This is a genomic window from Pseudomonas gessardii, assembly GCF_001983165.1.
Taxonomy (GTDB): domain Bacteria; phylum Pseudomonadota; class Gammaproteobacteria; order Pseudomonadales; family Pseudomonadaceae; genus Aquipseudomonas; species Aquipseudomonas gessardii.
On sequence record NZ_MNPU01000002.1, the window covers coordinates 75153 to 97673 of the forward strand.

Consider the following 22521-nt stretch of genomic DNA (forward strand, 5'->3'; position numbering starts at 1 on the left):
GATTTTTCCGGGTTCGCGGCTTTTTTGCGCTGGTCAAAAGTGGACTCGATGGCTATAACTAACCTCTTAGCCAAAGTGGCGCCCCTGCACGCTGGTGTTGCGAGTTTTACCTATGCCGTTGCAAGCCGTCCGCCCGAAAATACTGGGATTTATCAGCGAACAGGCGTCGGCTTGGCTGGTGGCGTTGGTGGTTGTGCTGGTGGGTGTGGCGCTCACCGTCGTGCTGGCACTGGCCACGGCCGATCTGCATCGCCAGCAGGTCCGCCAGCGTTTTCAGCTATTGGTCAACGAACGCTATAGCCGCCTGGAAGAGCGTTTTGAAGACCAGGAACAGCGCCTGGGCAGCCTGCGTCGCTTTTTCGTCAACTCCCATGATGTGTCCCGCGAAGAGTTCGATGGGTTCGCCCAGCCGTTGCTGTTGCGCGCGCGCGCCTATGCCTGGGCGCCACGTATATTTCGCGATCAGCGCCAGGCGTTTGAACAACAGGTGTCACGTCAGCGCGGTACGCCTTTCGCCATTCGCGAGCTGAACGAGGCCGGGGCGCTGGTGCCGGCGGGGGAGCGTGACGAATATGTGCCGGTGATGTACAGCCAGACCCAAAGCCTGCTCGGCTCGCCCCTGGGGTTCGACCTGCTGGCCCAGCCACTGCGCCGCTCGACGATCGAGCGGGCGTACCGTTCCGGGACCATCGCCGTGTCCCAGCCCATGTCGCTGGTGGGGGTGGAGCCGGCGTATGCCATGGGGGTGTTGCTGGTAGCGCCCGTTATTCGACCGTTCACCGCGCAAATGCCCTACAACGAACCCTACGGTTTCGTCATGGCGGTGATCAGCATGCGCCAATTGATGGCCGATGGTTTGCCCAAGCCCGCGCGCGATAACCTGGTGATGCAGATTGTCGATACTTCCGATACCCAGCAGCGGGTGCTCTATGAGTCGGATAATGCCGTGGGCGATAGCAGCCTGGAGGCGATCCGCCGGCTGACCCTGGGCGATCATGTCTACGCCCTGAGCCTGCGCCCCAGCCAGGTCTTCACCCAGGCCAATCATTCCGCGTTCACCAGTATCCTGGTCATGGGCTGTTTGCTCAGCCTGTTGCTCAGCGCCTTGCTCTACGTACTGGTCAGCCAGCGTCAGCGGGCAGTGAGGCTGGTACAGCAGCGCACCAGGCAATTGCACCAGCGCGAGTATGAGTTGCGCGGTGCCCATGGTCAGTTGCGCAGTGTGCTGAATGCCGCGACCCAGGTGGCGATCATTGCCACGGACTTGCGTGGCGTGATCAGCACCTTCAATGCGGGGGCCGAGCAGATGCTGGGTTATCAGGCTGACCAGGTACTCGGTCACATGACCCTCGAAAGCCTGCACCTGGCGCCCGAACTGGAAGCCCGTGCGGTGCAGTTGAGCCTGGCGCTGGGCAAACGGATCATGCCCGGCCAGGCGATGCTGGTGGAGGGCATCGACCGCCTGCATGAGGCGCGGGAGTGGACGTTGGTACGCAAGGACGGTAGCCAGTTGACCGTGAATATGCTGGCCACGGCCTTGCTTGACGATCATGGTTTGTGGGTCGGCCACCTGGCGATCTGCCTGGATGTCACCGAACAGAAACGCGCTTATGAGGCCCTGGCGGCGCGGGATCGCTTACTGAAAAAACTCAGTGCCCATGTGCCGGGCGGGATCTTCCAGTTCACCCTTGAACCCAATGACAACTGGCGGTTTATCTACGCCAGCGACGGTATCCGCGATATCTACGAAATCGACCCGGGGTTGCTGCAACAGGATGCCAAGCAAGTCTTTGAGCGTATCCATCCCCAGGATGCTGAACGCATCCGCGCGTCCATCCGCCTGTCAGCGTTGCAATTGAGCCACTGGCGCGAAGAGTACCGGGTGCAACTGCCGGGGCGGGGCTTGCGTTGGATCCGTGGCGAGGCGACGCCGGAAGAGTTACCTGGCGGCGGTACGCTATGGCATGGCTATGTGTCGGATATCTCCGATCTCAAACGGGTGGAGGAAGAGCTGCGAGCACTGTCCATCACCGACTCGCTGACGGGGATCCATAATCGTCGCTACTTCCAGGACCGCTTGAAGGCCGAAATGAGCCGGGTCCGACGCACATCGGGGGCACTGGCGCTGATCATGCTGGATATCGATCACTTCAAGCGCATCAATGACCAGCATGGGCATGCGGTGGGGGATGGCGTGCTGCAGGAACTGTGTCGGCGTATCCGCCTGCGCGTGCGCCGCAGTGATGTGTTCTGTCGCCTGGGGGGCGAGGAGTTCATGGTGCTGTGTCCGAACACCGATGGCGTCCAGGCCTACAGCCTGGCGGTTGAATTGTGGGAAGTGCTGCGCAGTACGCCGATGGACGGCGTTGGGACGGTAACGGCCAGTTTCGGCGTGGCCAGTTGGCGGGTCGATGAGGGCGTGGATAGCTTGTTGCTGCGCGCGGACTCGGCGGTGTATGCGGCCAAGCAGGCGGGTCGGGATCGGGTCGAGGCGCAGCGGTTGCCTGCCTGAGTACCGTATCCCTAATGTGGGAGCGGGCTTGCTCGCGATAGCGGTGTGTCAGCCAATAAATCTGGCACTGATACACCGCTATCGCGAGCAAGCCCGCTCCCACATTTGGTTCGCAGCGCTTTCAAAGGGTTGGTAAGCCAACCACGCTATAGACCCGGTGCCGCCGCCGCCAGCTTCGGCTGGCGATACAGGTCCAGCAGCACCTGGTCCAGCACCGACGAGGCGCCCCATGGCTTCGGATCGTTGAGGATCGCCACCACCGCCCAGGTATTGCCATTGTTGTCACGGCTGAAGCCGGCAATCGCGCGCACGGTGTTCAGGGTGCCGGTCTTGACGTGGGCTTCACCGCGCAGGGCCGTGGTTTTCAGGCGCTTGCGCATGGTGCCATCACTGCCGGCAATCGGCATCGAGCTGATGAACTCGGCCGCATACGGGCTTCTCCAGGCGGCCTGCAGCATGGTCGCCATTTCCCGGGCGCTTACCCGTTCGGCACGGGACAGGCCGGAACCGTTCTCCATCACCAGGTGCGGCGCGGTGATGCCCTTTTTCGCCAGCCACTGGCGTACCACGCGTTGCGCGGCCTTGGCATCGTCGCCGTCGGCATCGGTGCGGTATTGCGCGCCGAGGCTGAGGAACAGTTGCTGGGCCATGGTGTTGTTACTGTATTTGTTGATGTCGCGAATGATCTCGGCCAAGTCCGGGGAGAATGTCCGGGCCAGGACCTTGGCGGTTTTCGGCACCGGGGCCAGCACGTCGCGGCCCTGGATCGTGCCGCCCAACTCTTTCCAGATCGCGCGCACGGCGCCTGCGGTGTAGGTGGCATGGTCGAGCAGCGACAGATACGTCTGCGAGCTGCAGCCATCGCCCAACTGGCCGCTGACGGTCACAGTGACACTGCCGTCGGCGGCGGTAACCGGGTTGTAGCGCACGTCCCCGGTGCACTGCTTGGCGTTGGTGGCCTTGACCTGATTGTCGATCTGAATGCTGGCAATCGGCGGTTCGACCGAGACCAACACCTTTCCTGAATCATTGCGGGTCACGAAGCGCAGGGCCTTGAGGTTGACCAGCAGGGCGTCCGGCTTGACCAGGAACGGCTTGTTGGCATCGTTGCCGTCGTCGTTGAATTCCGGTAATTGCGGCTGGATAAAGAAGCCACGGTCCAGTACCAGGTCGCCGGTGACTTGCTGTACGCCATTGGCGCGCAGGTCGCGCATCAGCAGCCAGAGTTTCTCCATGTTCAGCTTGGGATCGCCGCCGCCCTTGAGGTACAGGTTGCCCCGCAGGACGCCGCCACTGAGGGTGCCATCGGTATAGAACTCGGTTTTCCACTGATGGTTGGGGCCGAGCATTTCCAGGGCCGCGTAGGTGGTGACCAGCTTCATGGTCGACGCCGGGTTGACCGAGACGTCTGCATTGAACACCGTGGCGGTGCCGGGGCCATTGAGTGGGATCATCACCAGGGACAGCGCATTGTTTTGCAGTTTGGCTTTCTGCAGGGCTTCCTGGACTTTGGGGGGCAGGGTGGTATTGATCGGGGCGGCGGTGACAGAGAGGGCCAGGGGCAAAAGGAAACTGGCAAGTAATAATGGACGCAAGGATTTGATCATAAGAAGTAAGACCCTACTGCAGAGGAGGGTGAATGTGGCGGGGGCTATGTAAGAAAATCCCCCAGTGGTCATGAAAGTGTCGGCATTATGCCCAAGGTAGGGCGACTTGTGCTTCAACGATAGCTGCAAATGACGGATTTTTTTCGCGCTATGGTGCCACCCGTCTTGGATTGCCGGGCAATGATCGCCTTAAACTGGTAGAGTGCCGGCCGTTAATACTTAAGAGGATTGTTCCAATGGCGACTAACCGTTCCCGGCGTCTGCGCAAAAAACTGTGCGTTGATGAATTTCAAGAGCTGGGTTTCGAACTGAACCTGGATTTCAAAGAAGGTTTGGACGACGAAGCGGTTGACGCTTTCCTCGACGCCTTCCTGACCGAAGCAATGGATGGCAACGGCCTGGACTACGTGGGCGGCGACGACTTCGGTCTGGTCTGCAAAGCCACTCGTGGTTCGGTGACCGCTGAGCAGCGTGCTGCCGTTGAAGCGTGGCTCAAGGCTCGCCCAGAGCTGACCCGCGTTGAAGTCAGCGAATTGCTGGACGCCTGGCACCCAGAAAAGCCGATCAACCCGGCTGTCTGATGTCATGAAAAAGCGACCCGCCCGGGTCGCTTTTTCGTTTCAGGGTAATAATCAGGCCTTGCGCCAGTTCAGAATCGCCAGCGTCAACACCCCCGCGACAATCCCCCAGAATGCCGAGCCGATGGAAAACAGCGTCAACCCCGACGCCGTGACCATAAAGGTGATCAGCGCTGCTTCCCGTTCCCTGGGCTCATTCATGGCAATGCTCAGGCCATTGATGATCGAGCCAAACAACGCCAAGGCGGCAATCGACAGCACCAGTTCCTTGGGCAATGCGGCGAACAACGCCGCCAAGGTCGCGCCAAATACCCCGGCAACCCCGTAGAAAATCCCACACCACATCGCTGCGGTGTAACGCTTGTTACGGTCTTCATGGGCATGGGGCCCGGTGCAGATGGCCGCGCTGATCGCTGCCAGGTTGATGCCGTGGGAGCCGAACGGCGCCAGCACCAGCGAAGCCAGGCCGGTGGCGGTGATCAGCGGCGAGGCGGGCACGTCGTAGCCGTCGGCGCGCAAGACCGCAACCCCCGGCATGTTTTGCGAGGTCATTGCCACCACAAACAGCGGAATACCGATGCTGATGGTCGCGGCCAGGGAGAAGTGCGGCGTGGTCCACACCGGCGTCGCCACTTCCAGGCTGAACCCGCTGAAGTCCAGGAGCCCCATCAGCCCGGACAAGGCCGTGCCGATCAGCAGCGCGGCCAGCACAGCATACCGGGGCGACAGGCGCTTGATGATCAGGTAGGTAAAGAACATGCCCAGTACCAGGGCCGTGCGGTGCTGTGCGGCGACGAAGATCTCGCTGCCGATCTTGAACAGGATCCCGGCCAGCAGCGCGGCGGCCAGCGAGGCGGGGATCTTCTTGACCAGTTTTTCAAAGCTGCCGGTGAGGCCGCAGAGGGTGACCAGTACGGCGCAGGTGATGTAGGCGCCGATGGCCTCGCCGTAGCTGACCCCACCCAGGCTGGTAATCAACAACGCCGCGCCGGGGGTCGACCAGGCGATGGTGATGGGCGTGCGGTAGCGCAGGGACAGGCCGATGCTGCACACTGCCATGCCGATGGAGATCGCCCAGATCCACGAGGAAATTTGCCCGGTGGTCAGGCCCGCAGACTGGCCGGCCTGGTACATCAGCACCAGGGAGCTGGTGTATCCGGTCATCATGGCGATAAAGCCGGCGACGATGGCCGAAGGCGAAGTGTCGGCCAGTGGACGCAGTGGCGTCAGGGGCGCGTCGGTCATGGTGCGGTATTCCTTGTACCTGGGAAATCGGGGAGGCAAGCCTAAACTCAAACGTAACTGACTATTGCAATACAGCCGGCCGCGCAAACAGCCGTACAGTGTGTTGGCGCAATGGGTTGTGTACAATGTGCACTGTTTTTACGCGATACTTGCCAGCGACCCGCTGTACGCTTATTACAGCCAACGTCAATTCGCCGCCGTTCTCCCGACCCGAGTGCCCATGAACGAACAGTTGCAGCCCCTCAAGAAACAGCCGCGAGCCGGTAAGGCCGGTCGCAGTGGAACCCAGGACGATATCGTCTACGCGCATATCTTCGAGGCCATCCTCGAACAACGCCTGGCGCCCGGCACCAAATTGAGTGAAGAAGCACTGGGCGAGATCTTTGGCGTCAGCCGTACCATCATCCGTCGCGCCTTGTCGCGCCTGGCCCATGAAGGCGTGGTGTTGTTGCGCCCCAATCGGGGTGCGGTGGTGGCCAGCCCCAGTGTCGAGGAAGCCCGCCAGGTCTTCCTGGCCCGGCGCCTGGTCGAGCGGGCGATCACCGAGTTGGCAGTGCAGCATGCCTCGGCCGAAGAACTGGCCCAATTACGCCAGATGGTCAACGACGAGCGCGACAGTTTCTCCCGTGGCGATCGCGGCGCGGGTATCCGGCTGTCCGGCGAGTTCCACCTCAAACTGGCCGAGGCGGCAAAAAATGCCCCGCTGATCAGCTTCCAGCGCAGCCTGGTATCCCAGACTTCGCTGATCATCGCCCAGTATGAAAGCGGCAACCGCTCACACTGTTCCTACGACGAGCACACCCAGTTGATCGACGCCATCGAAGCCCGGGATGCGGCATTGGCGGTGAACCTGATGATGCATCACATGGATCACATCGACAGCAAGCTCAACCTCGATGAGGAAAGCGCGTCGGATGATTTGCATGCGGTGTTCTCGCATTTGCTGCAGACCAAGAAGCCGGGCCGCTCCTCGATCAAGCTGTAAACCCGATCAAACGGTAGGAGCTGGCTTGCCTGCATCGCAGGCCAGCCAGCTCCTACATTGGTTTGGGGTGCCCTTCAAAATCAGCGCTGATGCACCAGTTGGCCCGCTGCATACGTCTGCATCACCGCCCGATCATCCCCCAGCGTCATCAATACAAACAACGTCTCGGCAATATGCTTGGCCTGCTTCAGGCGATAGCTGAGCAGCGGCGTGGCGTTGTAGTCCAGGACCAGGAAGTCGGCGTCGGTGCCCGGCTGCAGGGTGCCGATCTTGTCTTCCAGGCGCAGCGCCCTGGCACCGCCCAGAGTCGCCAGGTACAGGGACTTGAACGGGCTCAGGCGTGCGCCCTGCAATTGCATGACCTTGTAGGCTTCGTTCAGCGTTTGCAGCAGCGAGAAACTGGTGCCACCGCCCACGTCCGTGCCCAGGCCCACATTGAGCTGGTGCTTCTCGGCCATCGGCAGGTTGAACAGGCCGCTGCCGAGGAAGAAGTTCGACGTTGGGCAGAACGCCACGGCCGAACCGGCTTCGGCCAGCCGCGCGCACTCGTCGTCGCACAGGTGCACGCCATGGGCGAATACCGAACGTTCACCCAGCAGTTTGTAATGGTCGTACACATCCAGGTAGCCGCTGCGCTCCGGGAACAGTTCCTTGACCCATTGCACTTCCTGCAGGTTTTCGCTGATGTGCGTCTGCATGTACAGGTCCGGGTATTCCCCCAGCAATTGCCCGGCGAGGGTCAACTGTTCCGGGGTGCTGGTGGGGGCAAAGCGCGGCGTGACGGCGTAGTGCAAACGGCCCTTGCCGTGCCAGCGCTCGATCAGCGCCTTGCTTTCCTGGTAGCCGGACTCGGCGGTGTCGGTCAGGTAGTCCGGCGCATTGCGGTCCATCATCACCTTGCCGGCGATCATGCGCAGGTCGAGCTTCTCGGCGGCTTCAAAGAATGAGTTGACCGATTGCGGGTGCACGCTGCCGAACACCAGGGCGGTGGTGGTGCCGTTGCGCAGCAGTTCCTTGATAAAGATATCCGCCACTTCTTCGGCGTGGGCCTGGTCGGCGAACTGGCTTTCGCAAGGGAAGGTGTAGGTGTTGAGCCAATCCAGCAGCTGTTCGCCGTAGGCACCGACCATGCCGGTTTGCGGCAGGTGGATATGGGTGTCGATCAGGCCGGGGGTGATCAGCGCATCCTGGTAATGGGTGACTTGGATGTCGGCCGCCAGCGTCGGCAGCAAGTCGCTGGCATGCCCCAGGGCGCTGATCTGGCCGTTATCGATGACCAACAGGCCGTCTTCAAAATACTCGTAGGAGGCTTCGATCCCAACGAGGGCGGGGTCGGCGAGGCTGTGCAGGATGGCGGCACGGTAGGCTTTGCGAGTCAAAGGCATGGTCGTCTCAGTGGGTAGCTTGGCTGCGGCGCGAGGCCGGCAGCAGTTTGGCAATGGGTTCGGCGCTCGCGGTGTGCTGGCCGAAGTTGGCGTTATAGGTGGCGATGATCTCGCCGGCGATGGAAATGGCGATTTCCACCGGCAGCTTGCCCTTCACCTCGGTGAGGCCCATGGGGCAGCGCAGGCGTTGTAACTGCGCGGCCTCGAAGCCGCGCTCGCGCAGGCGGTGTTCAAATTTGACGCGCTTGGTCTGCGAGCCGATCAGGCCGAAGTAGGCAAAGTCATTGCGCTTGAGTAGGGCGGCGGTGAGTTCCAGGTCCAGCGCGTGATTGTGGGTCATGACGATGCAGTAACTGCCCACCGGCAGGTCGGCAATTTCATCGACCGGCTCTTCGCTAACGATTTTACGCACGCCCTGGGGGATATGCTCCGGGAATTCCTGTTCCCGCGAATCGATCCAGCGCACCCGACACGGCAGGCTGGCCAGCAGTGGCACCAGCGCCCGGCCGACATGGCCGGCGCCGAACACGGCAATCTGCGCCTGTACCTGGCCCATGGGCTCGAACAGCAGCACGGTCACGCCGCCGCAGCACTGGCCGAGGCTGGCGCCGAGGCTGAAGCGCTCCAGATGGGTGTTGTGCTGACCGCTGGCGAGCATATCGCGGGCGATCTGCATGGCCTTGTATTCCAGGTGGCCGCCGCCGATGGTGTCGAAGGTCCGGGCGGCGCTGATCACCATCTTGGAACCGGCGTTGCGCGGCGTGGAGCCGAGCTCTTCGATGATGGTCACCAGCACGCAGGGTTCTCCCTGGTGTTGCAGGTCGGCGAGGGCGCTGATCCAGTTGTTCATGTCTACCTCAACATTTCTGTTGTCAGTTCGGCCGTCATCGCGGGCAAGCCCGCTCCCACATATGGAATGCATTCCCCTGTGGGAGCGGGCTTGCCCGCGATAGCAGCGCCTCGGTCTAGAGCGAAGCCAACTCGGTTTCGGTTTTAACAGCCTTCGCAGCGGTCAACTGGCGCATCTGCTCACAGCCCCACAACACCCGCTCCGGGGTCGCCGGTGCGTCGATCTTCGGTTGATGGTGATAGTCACCCAGGCTCGCCACCGCATCCTTGATCGCGCACCACGAGGCAATCCCGAGCATAAATGGCGGCTCACCCACCGCCTTGGAGTGGAACACCGTGTCTTCCGGGTTCTTGCGGTTTTCCACCAGCTTGACCCGCAAATCCAGGGGCATGTCCGCCACCGCCGGAATCTTGTAGCTGGCCGGGCCATTGGTCATCAGCTTGCCTTTGTTGTTCCACACCAGCTCTTCCATGGTCAGCCAGCCCATGCCCTGGATAAAGCCGCCTTCCACCTGGCCAATATCGATGGCCGGGTTCAGCGAGGCGCCCACATCGTGGAGGATATCGGTGCGCAGCATCTTGTACTCGCCAGTCAGGGTGTCGACGATCACTTCGCAACAGGCCGCGCCGAAGGCGAAGTAGTAGAACGGTCGGCCCCGCGCCTGGCTGCGGTCGTAGAAGATTTTCGGGGTCTTGTAGAAGCCGGTACTCGACAACGACACCTGGGCGAAATACGCCTGCTGGATCAGTTCCTCGAACGTCAGGATCTGCTCGCGCACCCGCACATGGCCGTTGTGGAACTCAACATCGGCCTCACTGACGTCGTATTTGCGCGCGGCAAACTCCACCAGGCGCTGCTTGATGGTCTCGGCGGCATTCTGCGCGGCCTTGCCGTTGAGGTCGGCACCGCTGGAGGCGGCGGTCGGCGAGGTGTTGGGCACTTTGTCGGTGTTGGTCGCGGTGATCTGCACCCGGTCGATGTCCACCTGGAAAATCTCGGCCACCACTTGCGCGACTTTGATGTTCAGGCCCTGGCCCATCTCGGTGCCGCCGTGGTTCAAGTGGATGCTGCCGTCGGTGTAGATATGGATCAGGGCGCCGGCCTGGTTGAGGAAGCTGGCGGTAAACGAAATACCGAACTTGACCGGGGTCAGCGCCAGGCCCTTTTTCAGGATCGGGCTGTGGGCGTTGTACAGGCGGATCGCTGCGCGGCGCTCGGCATATTGGCTGCTGGCCTCAAGCTCGGCAGTCATCTCTTCGAGCATGTTGTGCTCGACGGTCTGGTAGTAGTGGGTGACGTTGCGCTCGGTCTTGCCATAGTAATTGGCCTTGCGCACCGCCAGCGGGTCCAGGGCCAGGTGGCGGGCGATGGCGTCCATCACCTCCTCGATGGCGACCATGCCTTGCGGGCCGCCGAAGCCACGGTAGGCGGTGTTGGAGGCGGTGTTGGTCTTGCAGCGATGGCCATTGACGGTGGCGTCGCCCAGGTAATACGCGTTGTCGGAGTGGAACATCGCGCGGTCGACAATCGAGTTCGACAAGTCCGGCGAGCAGCCGCAGTTACCCGCCAGCTCCAGATTGATCCCGTGCAGGCGGCCGTTGTCGTCGAAGCCCACGTCGTATTCGATATAGAACGGGTGGCGCTTGCCGGTCATCAGCATGTCTTCGACCCGTGGCAGGCGCATCTTGGTCGGCTGGCCGGTCAGGCGCGCCACCACCGCGCACAGGCAGGCCGGGCTGGCGGCCTGGGTTTCCTTGCCACCAAAACCGCCGCCCATGCGCCGCATATCGACCACGATCTTGTTCATTGACACGTCGAGCACTTCGGCCACCAGCTTTTGCACTTCGGTGGGGTTCTGGGTGGAGCAGTAGACGATCATGCCGCCGTCTTCGGTGGGCATCACCGAGGAGATCTGGGTCTCCAGGTAGAAGTGTTCCTGGCCGCCGATATGCAGGGTGCCCTGGATGCGGTGTTTCGCGCTCGCCAGGGCGAGCGCCGAATCACCGCGCTGGTGGGTGTGGCTGTCCAGCACAAAATGCTTGTTGCGAAAGGCCTCGACCACATCCAGCACCGGCTCCAGGTCTTCGTATTCGATCACCGCCGCCATGGCGGCCTTGCGTGCGGTCTCCAGGTCGCGGGCGGCGACGGCCAGTACCACCTGGCCGACGAACTGCACGGTGTCGATGGCCAGCAACGGGTCGCCGGGCATCAGCGGGCCGATATCTTTCAGGCCCGGCACATCTTCGTGGGTAATGACGATGCGCACGCCGTCGAAGGCGTAGCAGGGCGCCGTGTCGATGCTGAGGATCCGGGCATGGGCGCGGTCGGACAGGCGCGCATACAGGTGCAACTGGTTGGGGAATTCCAGGCGGTCATCGATGTACTGCGCCTCGCCCGACACATGTTTGGCGGCGCTGTCATGCTTGACGCTACGCCCGACCCCGGACGTCAGGTCCTGGGCAAACAGCGCGGCCATTTCGGCTTGGGTTTTTACCACGGCGTGATGGTTAGACATAAGCGGTCACCCGAGTCTCGATGTGCGGCGTTTGCAGTTCGATAAAGTATTTGCGCAGCAGGTTCTGTGCGCTGAGCAGGCGGTATTCCTTGCTCGCCCGGAAGTCCGACAGCGGGGTGAAGTCCTCGGCCAGGGCCGCGCAGGCTTTCTCCACGGTGGCACTGTTCCAGGTGGCGCCGATCAGCACCGCCTCGCAATGTTGCGCGCGCTTGGGCGTGGCGGCCATGCCACCGAAGGCGACGCGGGCATCGCTGATCACCCCGTTGTCGATCTTCAGGTTGAACGCCGCGCAGACCGCCGAGATGTCATCGTCCAGGCGCTTGGACACCTTATAGGCGCGAAACAGCGTGTGGCCCTTGGGTACGATGATTTTCTCGATGAACTCGCTGTCCTGGCGGGCGGTGACGCGGTAGTCGATAAAGTAGTCTTCCAGGGCCAGGGTGCGGCGCACGCTGCCTTTGCACAGCACAATCTGCGCGCCGAGGGCGATCAGCAGCGGCGGCGAATCACCGATCGGCGAGGCGTTGCCGATATTGCCGCCAAGGGTGCCCTGGTTGCGGATTTGCAGGGAGGCAAAGCGGTGCAGCAGGTCGCCGAAGTCCGGGTATTCGTGGTGCAGTGCGCTGTAGCAGTCGGAGAGGGCGGTGGCGGCGCCGATTTCCAGGCGGTCGGCAAAGGTCTCGATGCGCTTCATGGCTTCAATGTTGCCGACATAGATCATCACGGGTAGCACGCGGTGGAACTGGGTGACCTCCAGCGCCAGGTCGGTGCCGCCGGCCAGCAACCGGGCCTGGGGGTAGGCGTCGTAAAGGTCGGCCAGGTCGGCGACGGTCAGGGGCACCAGGCAGCGTTTGTCGCCGCTGTTCAGTTCACCGGTTTGCGTCGGGGCGATGGCCTTGAGGCGGGCGATGGTTTGCGCCTCACGGCTGTCGAACTGGTCCTGGGGCTTGTTGCAGCAGGCTTGTTCGGCAGCGGCGAGGATCGGCCGGTAGCCGGTGCAACGGCACAGGTTGCCGGCCAGGGCTTCGTGGGCCTTGGCGCTGTCCGGGGCGTCGCTGTTCTTTTGCAGGGCGAACAGTGACATCACAAAACCGGGGGTGCAGAAACCGCACTGCGAGCCATGGCACTCGACCATGGCCTGTTGCACGCTGTGCAGTTGGCCCTGGTGCTTGAGGTCTTCGACGCTGATCAGCTGTTTGCCGTGCAGGGACGAGACAAACGTCAGGCACGAATTGAGGCTGCGATAGCGAATCTGCTCGGCGCCTTGCTCGTCGGTCTGCAACTCGCCGACCACCACGGTGCAGGCACCACAGTCGCCGCTGGCGCAGCCTTCCTTGGTTCCGGATTTGCCCAGGTGCTCACGCAGGTAGTTGAGCACTGTCAGGTTCGGGTCCAGGGCATGCTCGCTACGGAGCTCCTGGTTGAGTAAAAACTGGATCACGGAAGGCCTCGCAGACTCATTATTGTTGTTAACCGCTTTGCGCCGAATCTAGTCATGTCTGACTTTTCGGTCAACGATTTTCTGACCGAAAGGTCAAGAAAGTGCGGTTGCAACCCCTTTGATTATGGTTCAGATCCCTGTAACCGCCGTTTTCAGGGGCGCCTGGGCTTTATCGTCTGCGTATTTCATGCCAAATTCGGCGTTGTCGGCCCAGCGATTGCGCTACACTGCCGCCCTTGTACCGATAGCAGATTTTGAAGGGAAAACATGACGTTCAAGGCGCCGGACAGTCTCGCCGAGCAAATCGCTCACCACCTCGCCGAACGCATCATTCGCGGCGATCTCAAGCCTGGGGAACGGATCCAGGAACAGAAAGTCACGCTGGCACTCAATGTCAGCCGTGGCTCCGTGCGCGAAGCCTTGCTGATCCTTGAGCGCCGGCACCTGATCGCCATCCTGCCGCGCCGTGGCGCCCACGTTACCGAACTCACCGCGCACAAGGTGCAGAGCCTGTGTACGCTGATGAGCGAGTTGTACATTCTGCTGGGGGATGCGGTGGCCAAGGGTTGGCAGACCCAGGCCGACATGGCGCCGTTCGTGCAGATCCAGCAACGGCTGGTGAGCAATTTTGAACGCCAGGACATCCGCGCCTTTGTCGAAGAATGCTTCAATGTCATGCGCGCCGCGTACCCCTTTGCCAATAACCCGTACCTGCAGGAAACCGTCGAGAACCTGCAACCGGCGATGAACCGCGCCTATTACCTGGCCCTGGATCAGCGCAAGGCCTCCATGAGCGAGTACCTGGCGCTGTTCGAGCAACTGCTCGCCGCCGTCCTCGCCCGAGACCTGCCGCAGATCCGCCAGGTGCTCTCGGCTTACTGCCAGCGCAGTGCCTCATTGGTCATCGCAGCCCTGGCGGACGCCTAAGCGTGCGGCTCAAGTGCATCAAACTGGCGGGGTTCAAATCCTTCGTCGACCCGACCACGGTCAACTTCCCCAGTAATATGGCGGCAGTGGTCGGGCCCAATGGCTGCGGCAAGTCGAACATCATCGACGCCGTACGCTGGGTGATGGGCGAGAGCTCGGCGAAAAACCTGCGTGGCGAGTCGATGACCGACGTCATCTTCAACGGCTCCACCAGCCGCAAGCCGGTCAGCCAGGCCAGCATCGAACTGGTGTTCGACAACTCCGACGGCACCCTGGTGGGGGAGTACGCCGCCTACGCGGAAATCTCCATCCGCCGCAAAGTGACCCGCGACAGCCAGAACAGTTACTTCCTCAACGGCACCAAGTGCCGGCGCCGGGACATTACCGATATCTTCCTCGGCACCGGCCTGGGCCCGCGCAGCTACTCGATCATCGAGCAGGGCATGATCTCCAAGCTGATCGAAGCCAAGCCCGAGGACCTGCGCAACTTTATCGAGGAAGCGGCCGGCATCTCCAAGTACAAGGAGCGCCGCCGCGAGACTGAAAACCGCATCCGCCGCACCCACGAAAACCTCGCGCGCCTGACCGACCTGCGTGAAGAGCTGGAGCGCCAGTTGGAGCGCCTGCACCGCCAGGCCCAGGCGGCCGAGAAGTACCAGGAATACAAAGGCGAAGAACGCCAGCTCAAGGCGCAACTCTCGGCGCTGCGCTGGCAGGCCTTGAATGACCAGGTGGGCCAGCGCGAAGCGATCATCGGCACCCAGGAAGTCAGCTTCGAGGCCCTGGTGGCCGAGCAGCGCAATGCCGACGCCAGCATCGAGCGCCTGCGTGACGGTCACCATGACCTGTCCGAGCGCTTCAATCTGGTGCAGGGCCGCTTCTATTCGGTGGGCGGCGATATTGCGCGGGTCGAACAGAGCATCCAGCACGGCCAGCAGCGTTTGCGCCAGTTGCAGGATGACCTCAAGGAAGCGGAGCGGGCGCGGCTGGAAACCGAGTCGCACCTGGGTCACGACCGCACCTTGCTGCTGACCCTTGGGGAGGAGCTGGACATGCTCACCCCCGAGCAGGCAATCACCAGCGCCGCCGCCGAAGAAGCCGCCGCGGCCCTGGAAGAATCGGAAACCTCCATGCACGGCTGGCAGGAGCAGTGGGATGCGTTCAACCTGCGTTCCGCCGAACCGCGGCGCCAGGCTGAGGTGCAGCAGTCGCGCATCCAGCAACTGGAAACCAGCATGGAACGCCTGGCCGAGCGCCAGCGCCGGGTCCTGGAAGAGCGCGCCTTGCTGGCTGCTGCCCCGGAAGACGCGGCGATCATGGCGTTGAGCGAGCAACTGGCTGAAAGCGAAATGACCCTGGAAGAGCTGGAGGCCAGCGAAGAACAACAAGTGGAGCGCCTGGAGCAATTGCGCCAGGAACTGCAGCAGGCGACCCAGGCGCAGCAGCAGGCCCAAGGCGATTTGCAGCGCCTCAACGGGCGCCTGGCCTCCCTTGAGGCCTTGCAGCAAGCCGCACTGGACCCCGGCACCGGCACCGCCGAATGGCTGCGCGACCAGCACCTGGCCGAGCGTCCGCGCCTGGCCGAAGGCTTGAAGGTTGAAGCTGGTTGGGAATTGGCTGTGGAAACCGTGCTCGGTGCAGACCTGCAAGCGGTGCTGGTGGACGATGTTGGCGGCCTTGACCTGGCGGGCTTTACCCAGGGCGACTTGCGCCTGCTCAGTCCGGCAGCCGATGGCACCCGCGTGCCGGGCAGCCTGCTGGATAAAGTCGAGGCGCCGATTGACCTGGCGCCCTGGCTGGGCCAGGTCAAGCCGGTGGACTCGCTGGAACAGGCCCTGGCGCTGCGTGGCCAATTGGCCTCTGGCGAAAGCCTGATCAGCCGCGATGGCTATTGGGTGGGCCGGCACTTTTTGCGGGTGCGCCGCGCCAGTGAAGCCGAAAGTGGCGTATTGGCCCGTGGCCAGGAAATCGTCAACCTGAGCGCCGAGCGTGAAGAGCGCGAGGCGACCCTGGAGTCCCTGGAAACCCAACTGCAAACCCTGCGCGCCACCCAGCGCCAGCAAGAGACCGGTCGCGAACATTTGCGCCGCCTGTTGCAGGACGAAGCGCGCCAGCAGGGCGAACTGAAAGCCCAGCTCTCGGCCAGCAAGGCCAAGGCCGAGCAGTTGACCCTGCGCCGTACCCGTCTCGATGAAGAAGTGGCCGAGATGGGCGAGCAGCGCGCCCTCGAACACGAACAAGTCGGCGAAGCGCGCCTGCAGTTGCAGGACGCCCTCGACAGCATGGCTCTGGACACCGAGCAGCGCGAACTGCTGCTGGCCCAGCGTGACAGCCTGCGCGAACGCCTCGACCGGGTGCGCCAGGAAGCGCGCCAGCACAAGGATCACGCCCACCAGTTGGCGGTGCGCCTGGGCTCGTTGCGCGCCCAGCACGACTCCACGCGCCAAGCCTTGGAGCGCCTGGAGATGCAGTCCGAGCGCCTGACGGAAAAGCGCGAGCAACTGAGCCTCAACCTGGAGGAGGGCGAGGCGCCCCTGGAAGAGCTGCGCTTGAAGCTCGAAGAGTTGCTCGATAAACGCATGAGCGTCGACGTAGAACTCAAGACCGCGCAAATCGCCCTGGAAGACGCCGACCGCGAACTGCGCGACGCAGAAAAGCGCCGGACCCAGGCCGAGCAGCAATCCCAATTGATCCGCAGCCAGCTTGAACAGCAACGCATGGAATGGCAGGCCCTCACGGTGCGCCGCAAAACCCTGCAGGACCAGTTGCTCGAAGATGGCTACGACCTGCACGGCGTACTCAACACCCTGACCGCCCAGGCCAACGAGAAAGACGCCGAGGAAGAACTTGAGCGCATTGTTGCGCGTATTCAACGACTTGGCGCGATCAACCTTGCGGCCATCGACGAATACCAGCAGCAGTCCGAGCGCAAACGTTACCTGGATGCCCAGGACGCCGATCTGGTGGAAGCCCTGGACACCTTGGAAAATGTCATTCGCAAGATCGACAAGGAAACCCGTAACCGCTTCAAAGATACCTTTGATCAGATTAATGGCGGTTTACAGGCCTTATTTCCAAAAGTTTTCGGTGGTGGCAGCGCTTACTTGGAACTGACGGGCGAAGATCTACTCGATACAGGGGTAACGATCATGGCGCGGCCCCCGGGCAAGAAGAACAGCACCATCCATTTGTTGTCCGGTGGCGAGAAGGCCCTGACCGCATTGGCCCTGGTATTTGCCATCTTCAAGTTGAACCCGGCGCCGTTCTGCATGCTTGATGAAGTTGACGCGCCGTTGGATGACGCTAACGTTGGACGCTATGCCCGCCTGGTTAAAGAGATGTCCCAGACGGTGCAGTTCATCTATATCACCCACAACAAGATCGCCATGGAAATGGCCGATCAATTGATGGGGGTGACCATGCATGAACCGGGCTGTTCGCGACTGGTGGCGGTGGATGTGGAAGAGGCGATGGCGATGGTGGAAAGTTAGCGGCAAGTTGCTAGCTTCAAGCGGCAAGAGTGTCGGCTTGAAGCGTATGGCTTGTAGCTTAATTCCTGCGTCAGCCGACACATTTTGCGCCAACTGTGTAAAGTTATCTTTGGTCGTGCTAGTTTAATGTCAATTTTTCGTATGCGTGGGCAAAACGTCAGTCAGAACATAGAGTTGGCGCCACGTTTTAAAGCGGTTTGCACGGTGCTAAACCCCTTATTTTTCAGCATTTTTTATAGAGGCAAGGGATTACATGGAAATCGGTCTGCGCGAGTGGCTGATCGTCATCGGCATTATTGTAATAGCCGGTATTCTTTTTGATGGCTGGCGCCGGATGCGCGGCGGCAAGGGCAAGCTGAAATTCCGTCTGGACCGCAACCTGTCCAATTTGCCCGACGACGACGGCGCCGCCGAGCTGCTGGGGCCGCCCCGTGTCCTGGACACCCATAAAGAACCGCAACTGGACGAGCACGACCTGCCGTCGATGAGCGCGCCGGTGCGTGAAGCCCGCGAGCCGTCGTCCAAGCGCGGCAAGCGTGGCAGCGCTGCCGTGGCCGAGCCGCATCAGGGTGACCTGAACCTTGACGTGGATGAAGGCCCGAGCTTCAGCAGCCGTGACGGCGACTTCCCCGATGAGCGCCCGGCCAAGAGCGCATCGCGTGAGGCCGCCAAGGATCAACCCGCGGCTGAAGAAGTGCTGGTGATCAGCGTGATCTGCCGCGACGCGGCCGGCTTCAAGGGCCCGGCGCTGTTGCAGAACATCCTGGAAAGCGGCCTGCGTTTTGGCGAGATGGATATTTTCCACCGTCACGAAAGCATGGCCGGCAACGGTGAAGTGCTGTTCTCCATGGCCAATGCGGTCAAGCCGGGCACCTTCGACCTGGACGATATCGACCTGTTCAGCACCCCGGCGGTGAGCTTCTTCCTCGGCCTGCCAGGCCCGCGTCATCCGAAACAGGCGTTCGACGTCATGGTGGCCGCAGCCCGCAAGCTGTCCCAGGAACTCAACGGCGAGCTCAAGGACGACCAGCGCAGCGTGCTGACCGCCCAGACCATCGAGCATTACCGTCAGCGCATCGTCGAGTTCGAGCGTCGCGCCCTGACACAGAAGCGCTAAGGTTTAATCCTAAGCGTTGCCTGTAGAATCCGTGCACTACATATTGAGCAGCTTCGGCTGCTCTTTTGCTTTATGAGAGAACACCCATGACCGCCGCCCACACCCGCATCCTCGAGCTGCGCGCTGAACTGGATCAGCACAACTACCGTTACCATGTACTCGACGAGCCGAGCATCCCGGACGCCGAGTACGATCGGTTGTTCCACGAACTCAAGGCGCTGGAAGCCGAGCACCCGGACCTGGTGACCCGCGACTCACCCACGCAGCGGGTCGGCAGCGCGGCGTTGTCGGCGTTTACCCAGGTGCGTCACGAGATCCCCATGCTCAGCCTGGGCAACGCCTTTGATGAAGCCACCCTGCTGGAATTTGATCGCCGGGTCACCGAGGGCCTCGACCTGCCGGTGGGCGATCTGTTTGGCGCTGGCGTGGCGGTGGAATACAGCTGCGAGCCCAAGCTCGATGGCCTGGCGGTCAGCCTGCTGTACCAGGATGGCGAGTTGGTACGCGGCGCGACCCGTGGCGACGGCACCACGGGCGAAGACATCAGCGTCAATGTGCGCACCGTGCGCAATATCCCCTTGAAGCTTCACGGCACGGGCTGGCCGGCGACCCTGGAGGTGCGCGGCGAAGTCTTTATGTCCAAGGCCGGTTTCGAGCGCTTGAACGCCACGCAACTGGAAGTCGGCGGCAAGACCTTCGCCAACCCGCGCAACGCCGCCGCCGGCAGCCTGCGCCAGCTCGACTCGAAGATCACCGCCAGCCGCCCCCTGGAGTTCTGCTGCTATGGCGTGACCACCGATATCAGCGACACCCATATCGGCAACCTGCAGCAGCTGCAGCAGTGGGGCATGCCCATCAGCCACGAGCTGAAGCTGGCCAGGGGCATTGAGGATTGCCTGGCGTACTACCGCGATATCGGAGAGCGGCGTAACAGCCTGGCCTATGAAATCGACGGTGTGGTGTTCAAGGTCAACAGTATCGCGTACCAGCGCGAACTGGGCTTTCGCGCCCGCGAGCCGCGCTGGGCCATCGCCCATAAGTTTCCGGCGATGGAAGAGCTCACCGAGTTGCTCGACGTTGAGTTCCAGGTCGGCCGCACCGGCGCCGTGACGCCGGTGGCGCGCCTGAAGCCGGTCAAGGTGGCGGGCGTTACCGTGTCCAATGCGACGTTGCACAACATGGACGAAGTGGCGCGCCTGGGCCTGATGATCGGCGACACGGTGATCATCCGCCGTGCCGGTGATGTGATCCCACAGGTTGTGTCGGTGGTTACCGAGCGCCGCCCGGAACATGCCCGCGCCGTACAGATCCCGGAAAACTGCCCGGTGTGCGGTTCCCATGTGGAGCGCACGCAACTGGTCAAGCGCAGCAAGGGCCGGGAAACCGTCAGCGAAGGCGCGGTGTATCGCTGTGTCGGGCGCCTGGCCTGTGGCGCGCAGCTCAAGCAGGCGATTATCCATTTTGTCTCGCGCCGGGCCATGGATATCGACGGCCTGGGCGACAAGACCATTGAGCAGTTGGTCGACGAAAAGCTCATCGGCTCGCCGGCTGACCTGTACAAGCTCAAGTACGAGCAGATCATTGACCTGGAAGGCTTCGCCGATGTTTCCAGCAAAAAACTGATCGCCGCCATCGAAAACAGCAAGACCCCGACCCTGGCCCGCTTTATCTACGCCCTGGGCATTCCCGATGTGGGCGAGGAAACCGCCAAGGTGCTGGCGCGCTCGCTGGCCTCCCTTGAGCGTGTGCAGCAGGCGTTGCCGGAAGTGTTGACGTACTTGCCGGATGTGGGCCTGGAAGTGGCTCACGAGATCCATAGCTTCTTTGAGGACAGCCACAACCAGCAAGTGATTGATGATTTGCTATCTAAGGATAAATGCGGCCTTGAGCTACAAGATCAAGGTGATCTGAGCGCCGAGTTTGCTGCCAGCACTACCTTGGGCGGCTTTCTGGATAAGCTGCACATCCCTTCGGTTGGGCCCGGAGCGGCGCAAAAGTTGGCAGATAAATTCAATTCTCTAGCTGAATTGATTGACGCGCCTTGGTTCGATATCCGCCAAGCACTACCAGAAAAACAAACCAAGACAGTTCGTGACTTCTTCGACATCAAGGAAAATGCCAAGCACGCCCTGGCCATCGAACAGCAGCTCAAGGACTTCGGCATGCACTGGCAGAGCGAGAAGAAAGTGGTCGAGGGCTTGCCCGAAGCAGGGCATACCTGGGTGCTGACCGGCTCGCTGGAGCTGATGAGCCGCGACGTGGCCAAGGCAAAGCTCGAAAGCCTGGGCGCCAAGGTGGCGGGGTCGGTATCGGCGAAAACCCATTGCGTGGTAGCCGGGCCGGGCGCCGGGTCCAAGTTGGCCAAGGCCAGCGAGCTGGGGTTGAAGGTGCTGGACGAAGAGGCATTCGTGGCCTTCCTGGCCAGCCATAACATCCCCCTCTGATGATCGTTCCCACGCTCCGCTGATCGTTCCCACGCTCTGCTGATCGTTCCCACGCTCTGCGTGGGAACGCCGCCATGGACGCTCTGCGTCCGCTGTTGGGGTGCGGAGCGTCCTGGGGTGCATTCCCACGCAGAGCGTGGGAACGATCTTGCGTGGTAAATGATCTAGTCTTGGGCACGCCCCTGGAGAGATCGCCATGTACCGCTTCTTCGAGCAGCTCAGTTCGCGCATCGCCGCACCGTTCATGGCCGGGGCTGCGCGCAACAGTAAGGTCTGGCAGTGCCGTTGCGGGCAATCCCTGTTCTTTCGCAACAGCCAGTGCCTGGCCTGTTCGGCGTTGCTGGGCTACCTGCCTCAGCAAAGCCGGCTGTCATCCCTGCAACCGGGGCCTGTCGTCGATACCTGGCTGCAGGACGATAACCTCGACGCCGGCGCCTTTCGCCGTTGCGCCAACCTCGACACTCCCGCCGCCTGCAACTGGCTGATCCCGGCCTACAGCACTGCGCCGCTGTGCGTAGCGTGCAGCCTTAATCGCACCATCCCCGACCTGTCGATCGCGGAAAACCCCGAACGCTGGCGCAAAGTCGAAACCGCCAAGCGCCGGCTGGTGGCGCAATTGATCGGCCTGGGGTTGCAGGTGATCCCCAAGTCTGTGGATGAAGCCAGCGGCCTGGCCTTCGACTTTGTCGGCATCGACCTGCAAGGCAAGGTGCCCACCACGGGGCACGCCAACGGCTTGATCACCCTCGATATCAAGGAAGCCGACGACGAGCATCGCGAGAAAATCCGCGTGCAGATGCGCGAGCCGTACCGCACCTTGCTCGGTCATTTCCGCCATGAGGTCGGCCACTACTATTGGGATCGCCTGATCGCCGGCAGTCATTGGCTGCAGCCGTTTCGCAACCTGTTCGGCGATGAGCGCGCCAGTTATGCCGACGCCCTCGACCAGTACTACCAGAACGGCCCGCGCCCGGATTGGCAGCAAACCTGCGTCAGCGCCTATGCCACCATGCACCCCTGGGAAGACTGGGCGGAAACCTGGGCCCATTACCTGCACATGATGGACGCGGTCGACACCGCCCTGGGGTTTGGCATGAGCGCGCGGGAGATGGACCTGGACTACCCGTCATTTCCCCTCACCACCCTCTATGACCCGCAGCACCCTGGCGGCACGGCGTTCCTGTCCTTCGTCAATGCCTGGATCGAGCTGGCCGGCATGCTCAACGAACTGTCCCGCAGCATGGGGCAGCCGGATTTCTATCCTTTTGTGCTGCCCCCGGCGGTGATTGCCAAGTTGCACTTCATCCACCTGGTGATCCAGGAGGAGGGTGGCCGGGCGGATGAGGCATTGAACGCCCAATAATCGAAATGTGGGGGCGGGTGTTCCTGAGGGCTATGGCAAGTACTTGAACCTCTTGGCTTTT

Annotated in this window: 14 protein-coding genes; 8 read left to right on the forward strand and 6 right to left on the reverse strand. The window is 62.0% G+C overall.

The genetic code is table 11. The annotated features are described in order from the left end of the window. Positions 1 to 112: 112 nt before the first annotated feature. Positions 113 to 2512, forward strand: coding sequence for a sensor domain-containing diguanylate cyclase (locus BLL38_RS02590; RefSeq protein ID WP_076961211.1), 2400 nt, complete (start codon positions 113 to 115; stop codon positions 2510 to 2512). Positions 2513 to 2658: 146 nt separating this feature from the next. On the opposite strand, the gene dacB is transcribed toward BLL38_RS02590, so the two are convergent. Further along, complete coding sequence (gene dacB, locus BLL38_RS02595; protein WP_076961212.1) at positions 2659 to 4119, reverse strand: D-alanyl-D-alanine carboxypeptidase/D-alanyl-D-alanine endopeptidase; 1461 nt, start codon at positions 4117 to 4119, stop codon at positions 2659 to 2661. Positions 4120 to 4355: 236 nt separating this feature from the next. On the opposite strand from dacB, the gene BLL38_RS02600 reads away from it, so the two are divergent. Further along, positions 4356 to 4700 (forward strand): YggL family protein, encoded by a 345-nt coding sequence (locus tag BLL38_RS02600; RefSeq protein ID WP_032863368.1) that lies wholly within the window; start codon positions 4356 to 4358, stop codon positions 4698 to 4700. A gap of 51 nt (positions 4701 to 4751) precedes the next feature. Here the strand turns inward: BLL38_RS02600 and BLL38_RS02605 are convergent, their stop codons facing one another. Further along, positions 4752 to 5942 (reverse strand): benzoate/H(+) symporter BenE family transporter, encoded by a 1191-nt coding sequence (locus tag BLL38_RS02605; protein WP_076961213.1) that lies wholly within the window; start codon positions 5940 to 5942, stop codon positions 4752 to 4754. A gap of 220 nt (positions 5943 to 6162) precedes the next feature. Here BLL38_RS02605 and BLL38_RS02610 point away from each other — a divergent pair, with 220 nt between their 5' ends. Beyond that, positions 6163 to 6927 carry a GntR family transcriptional regulator gene (locus BLL38_RS02610; RefSeq protein WP_076961352.1) on the forward strand — a complete coding sequence of 255 codons (765 nt, stop codon included), beginning with the start codon at positions 6163 to 6165 and terminating at the stop codon, positions 6925 to 6927. 80 nt (positions 6928 to 7007) lie between these two features. On the opposite strand, the gene guaD is transcribed toward BLL38_RS02610, so the two are convergent. From guaD to xdhA, 4 genes are all read right to left on the reverse strand, one after another. Then, a complete protein-coding gene (gene guaD / locus BLL38_RS02615; protein ID WP_076961214.1) occupies positions 7008 to 8312 on the reverse strand; it encodes a guanine deaminase in 1305 nt (434 codons plus the stop codon). Between the two features lie 7 nt (positions 8313 to 8319). Then, positions 8320 to 9162, reverse strand: a complete 843-nt coding sequence (xdhC, locus tag BLL38_RS02620; protein WP_076961215.1) for a xanthine dehydrogenase accessory protein XdhC — start codon at positions 9160 to 9162, stop codon at positions 8320 to 8322. A gap of 115 nt (positions 9163 to 9277) precedes the next feature. Then, the gene (xdhB, locus tag BLL38_RS02625) at positions 9278 to 11677 is read right to left on the reverse strand and encodes a xanthine dehydrogenase molybdopterin binding subunit (protein ID WP_076961216.1); all 2400 of its coding nucleotides are present in this window, start codon (positions 11675 to 11677) and stop codon (positions 9278 to 9280) included. Then, a complete protein-coding gene (xdhA, locus tag BLL38_RS02630) occupies positions 11670 to 13118 on the reverse strand; it encodes a xanthine dehydrogenase small subunit (RefSeq protein ID WP_076961217.1) in 1449 nt (482 codons plus the stop codon). The genes xdhB and xdhA overlap by 8 nt, the downstream gene beginning before the upstream one ends. Positions 13119 to 13385: 267 nt before the next feature. Here xdhA and BLL38_RS02635 point away from each other — a divergent pair, with 267 nt between their 5' ends. The 5 genes from BLL38_RS02635 (at position 13386) to BLL38_RS02655 (ending at position 22460) form a co-directional block, all read left to right on the forward strand. Continuing rightward, positions 13386 to 14045 (forward strand): GntR family transcriptional regulator, encoded by a 660-nt coding sequence (locus BLL38_RS02635; protein ID WP_076961218.1) that lies wholly within the window; start codon positions 13386 to 13388, stop codon positions 14043 to 14045. Positions 14046 to 14047: 2 nt separating this feature from the next. Next, a complete protein-coding gene (smc, locus tag BLL38_RS02640) occupies positions 14048 to 17536 on the forward strand; it encodes a chromosome segregation protein SMC (protein ID WP_076961219.1) in 3489 nt (1162 codons plus the stop codon). A 253-nt stretch (positions 17537 to 17789) separates the two neighbouring features. Continuing rightward, entirely contained in the window at positions 17790 to 18653 is an 864-nt protein-coding gene (zipA, locus tag BLL38_RS02645) for a cell division protein ZipA (protein WP_076961220.1), read from the forward strand. An 86-nt stretch (positions 18654 to 18739) separates the two neighbouring features. Then, entirely contained in the window at positions 18740 to 21097 is a 2358-nt protein-coding gene (gene ligA / locus BLL38_RS02650) for an NAD-dependent DNA ligase LigA (protein WP_076961221.1), read from the forward strand. A 196-nt stretch (positions 21098 to 21293) separates the two neighbouring features. Next, complete coding sequence (locus BLL38_RS02655) at positions 21294 to 22460, forward strand: zinc-binding metallopeptidase family protein (protein WP_076961222.1); 1167 nt, start codon at positions 21294 to 21296, stop codon at positions 22458 to 22460. Positions 22461 to 22521: the final 61 nt, after the last annotated feature.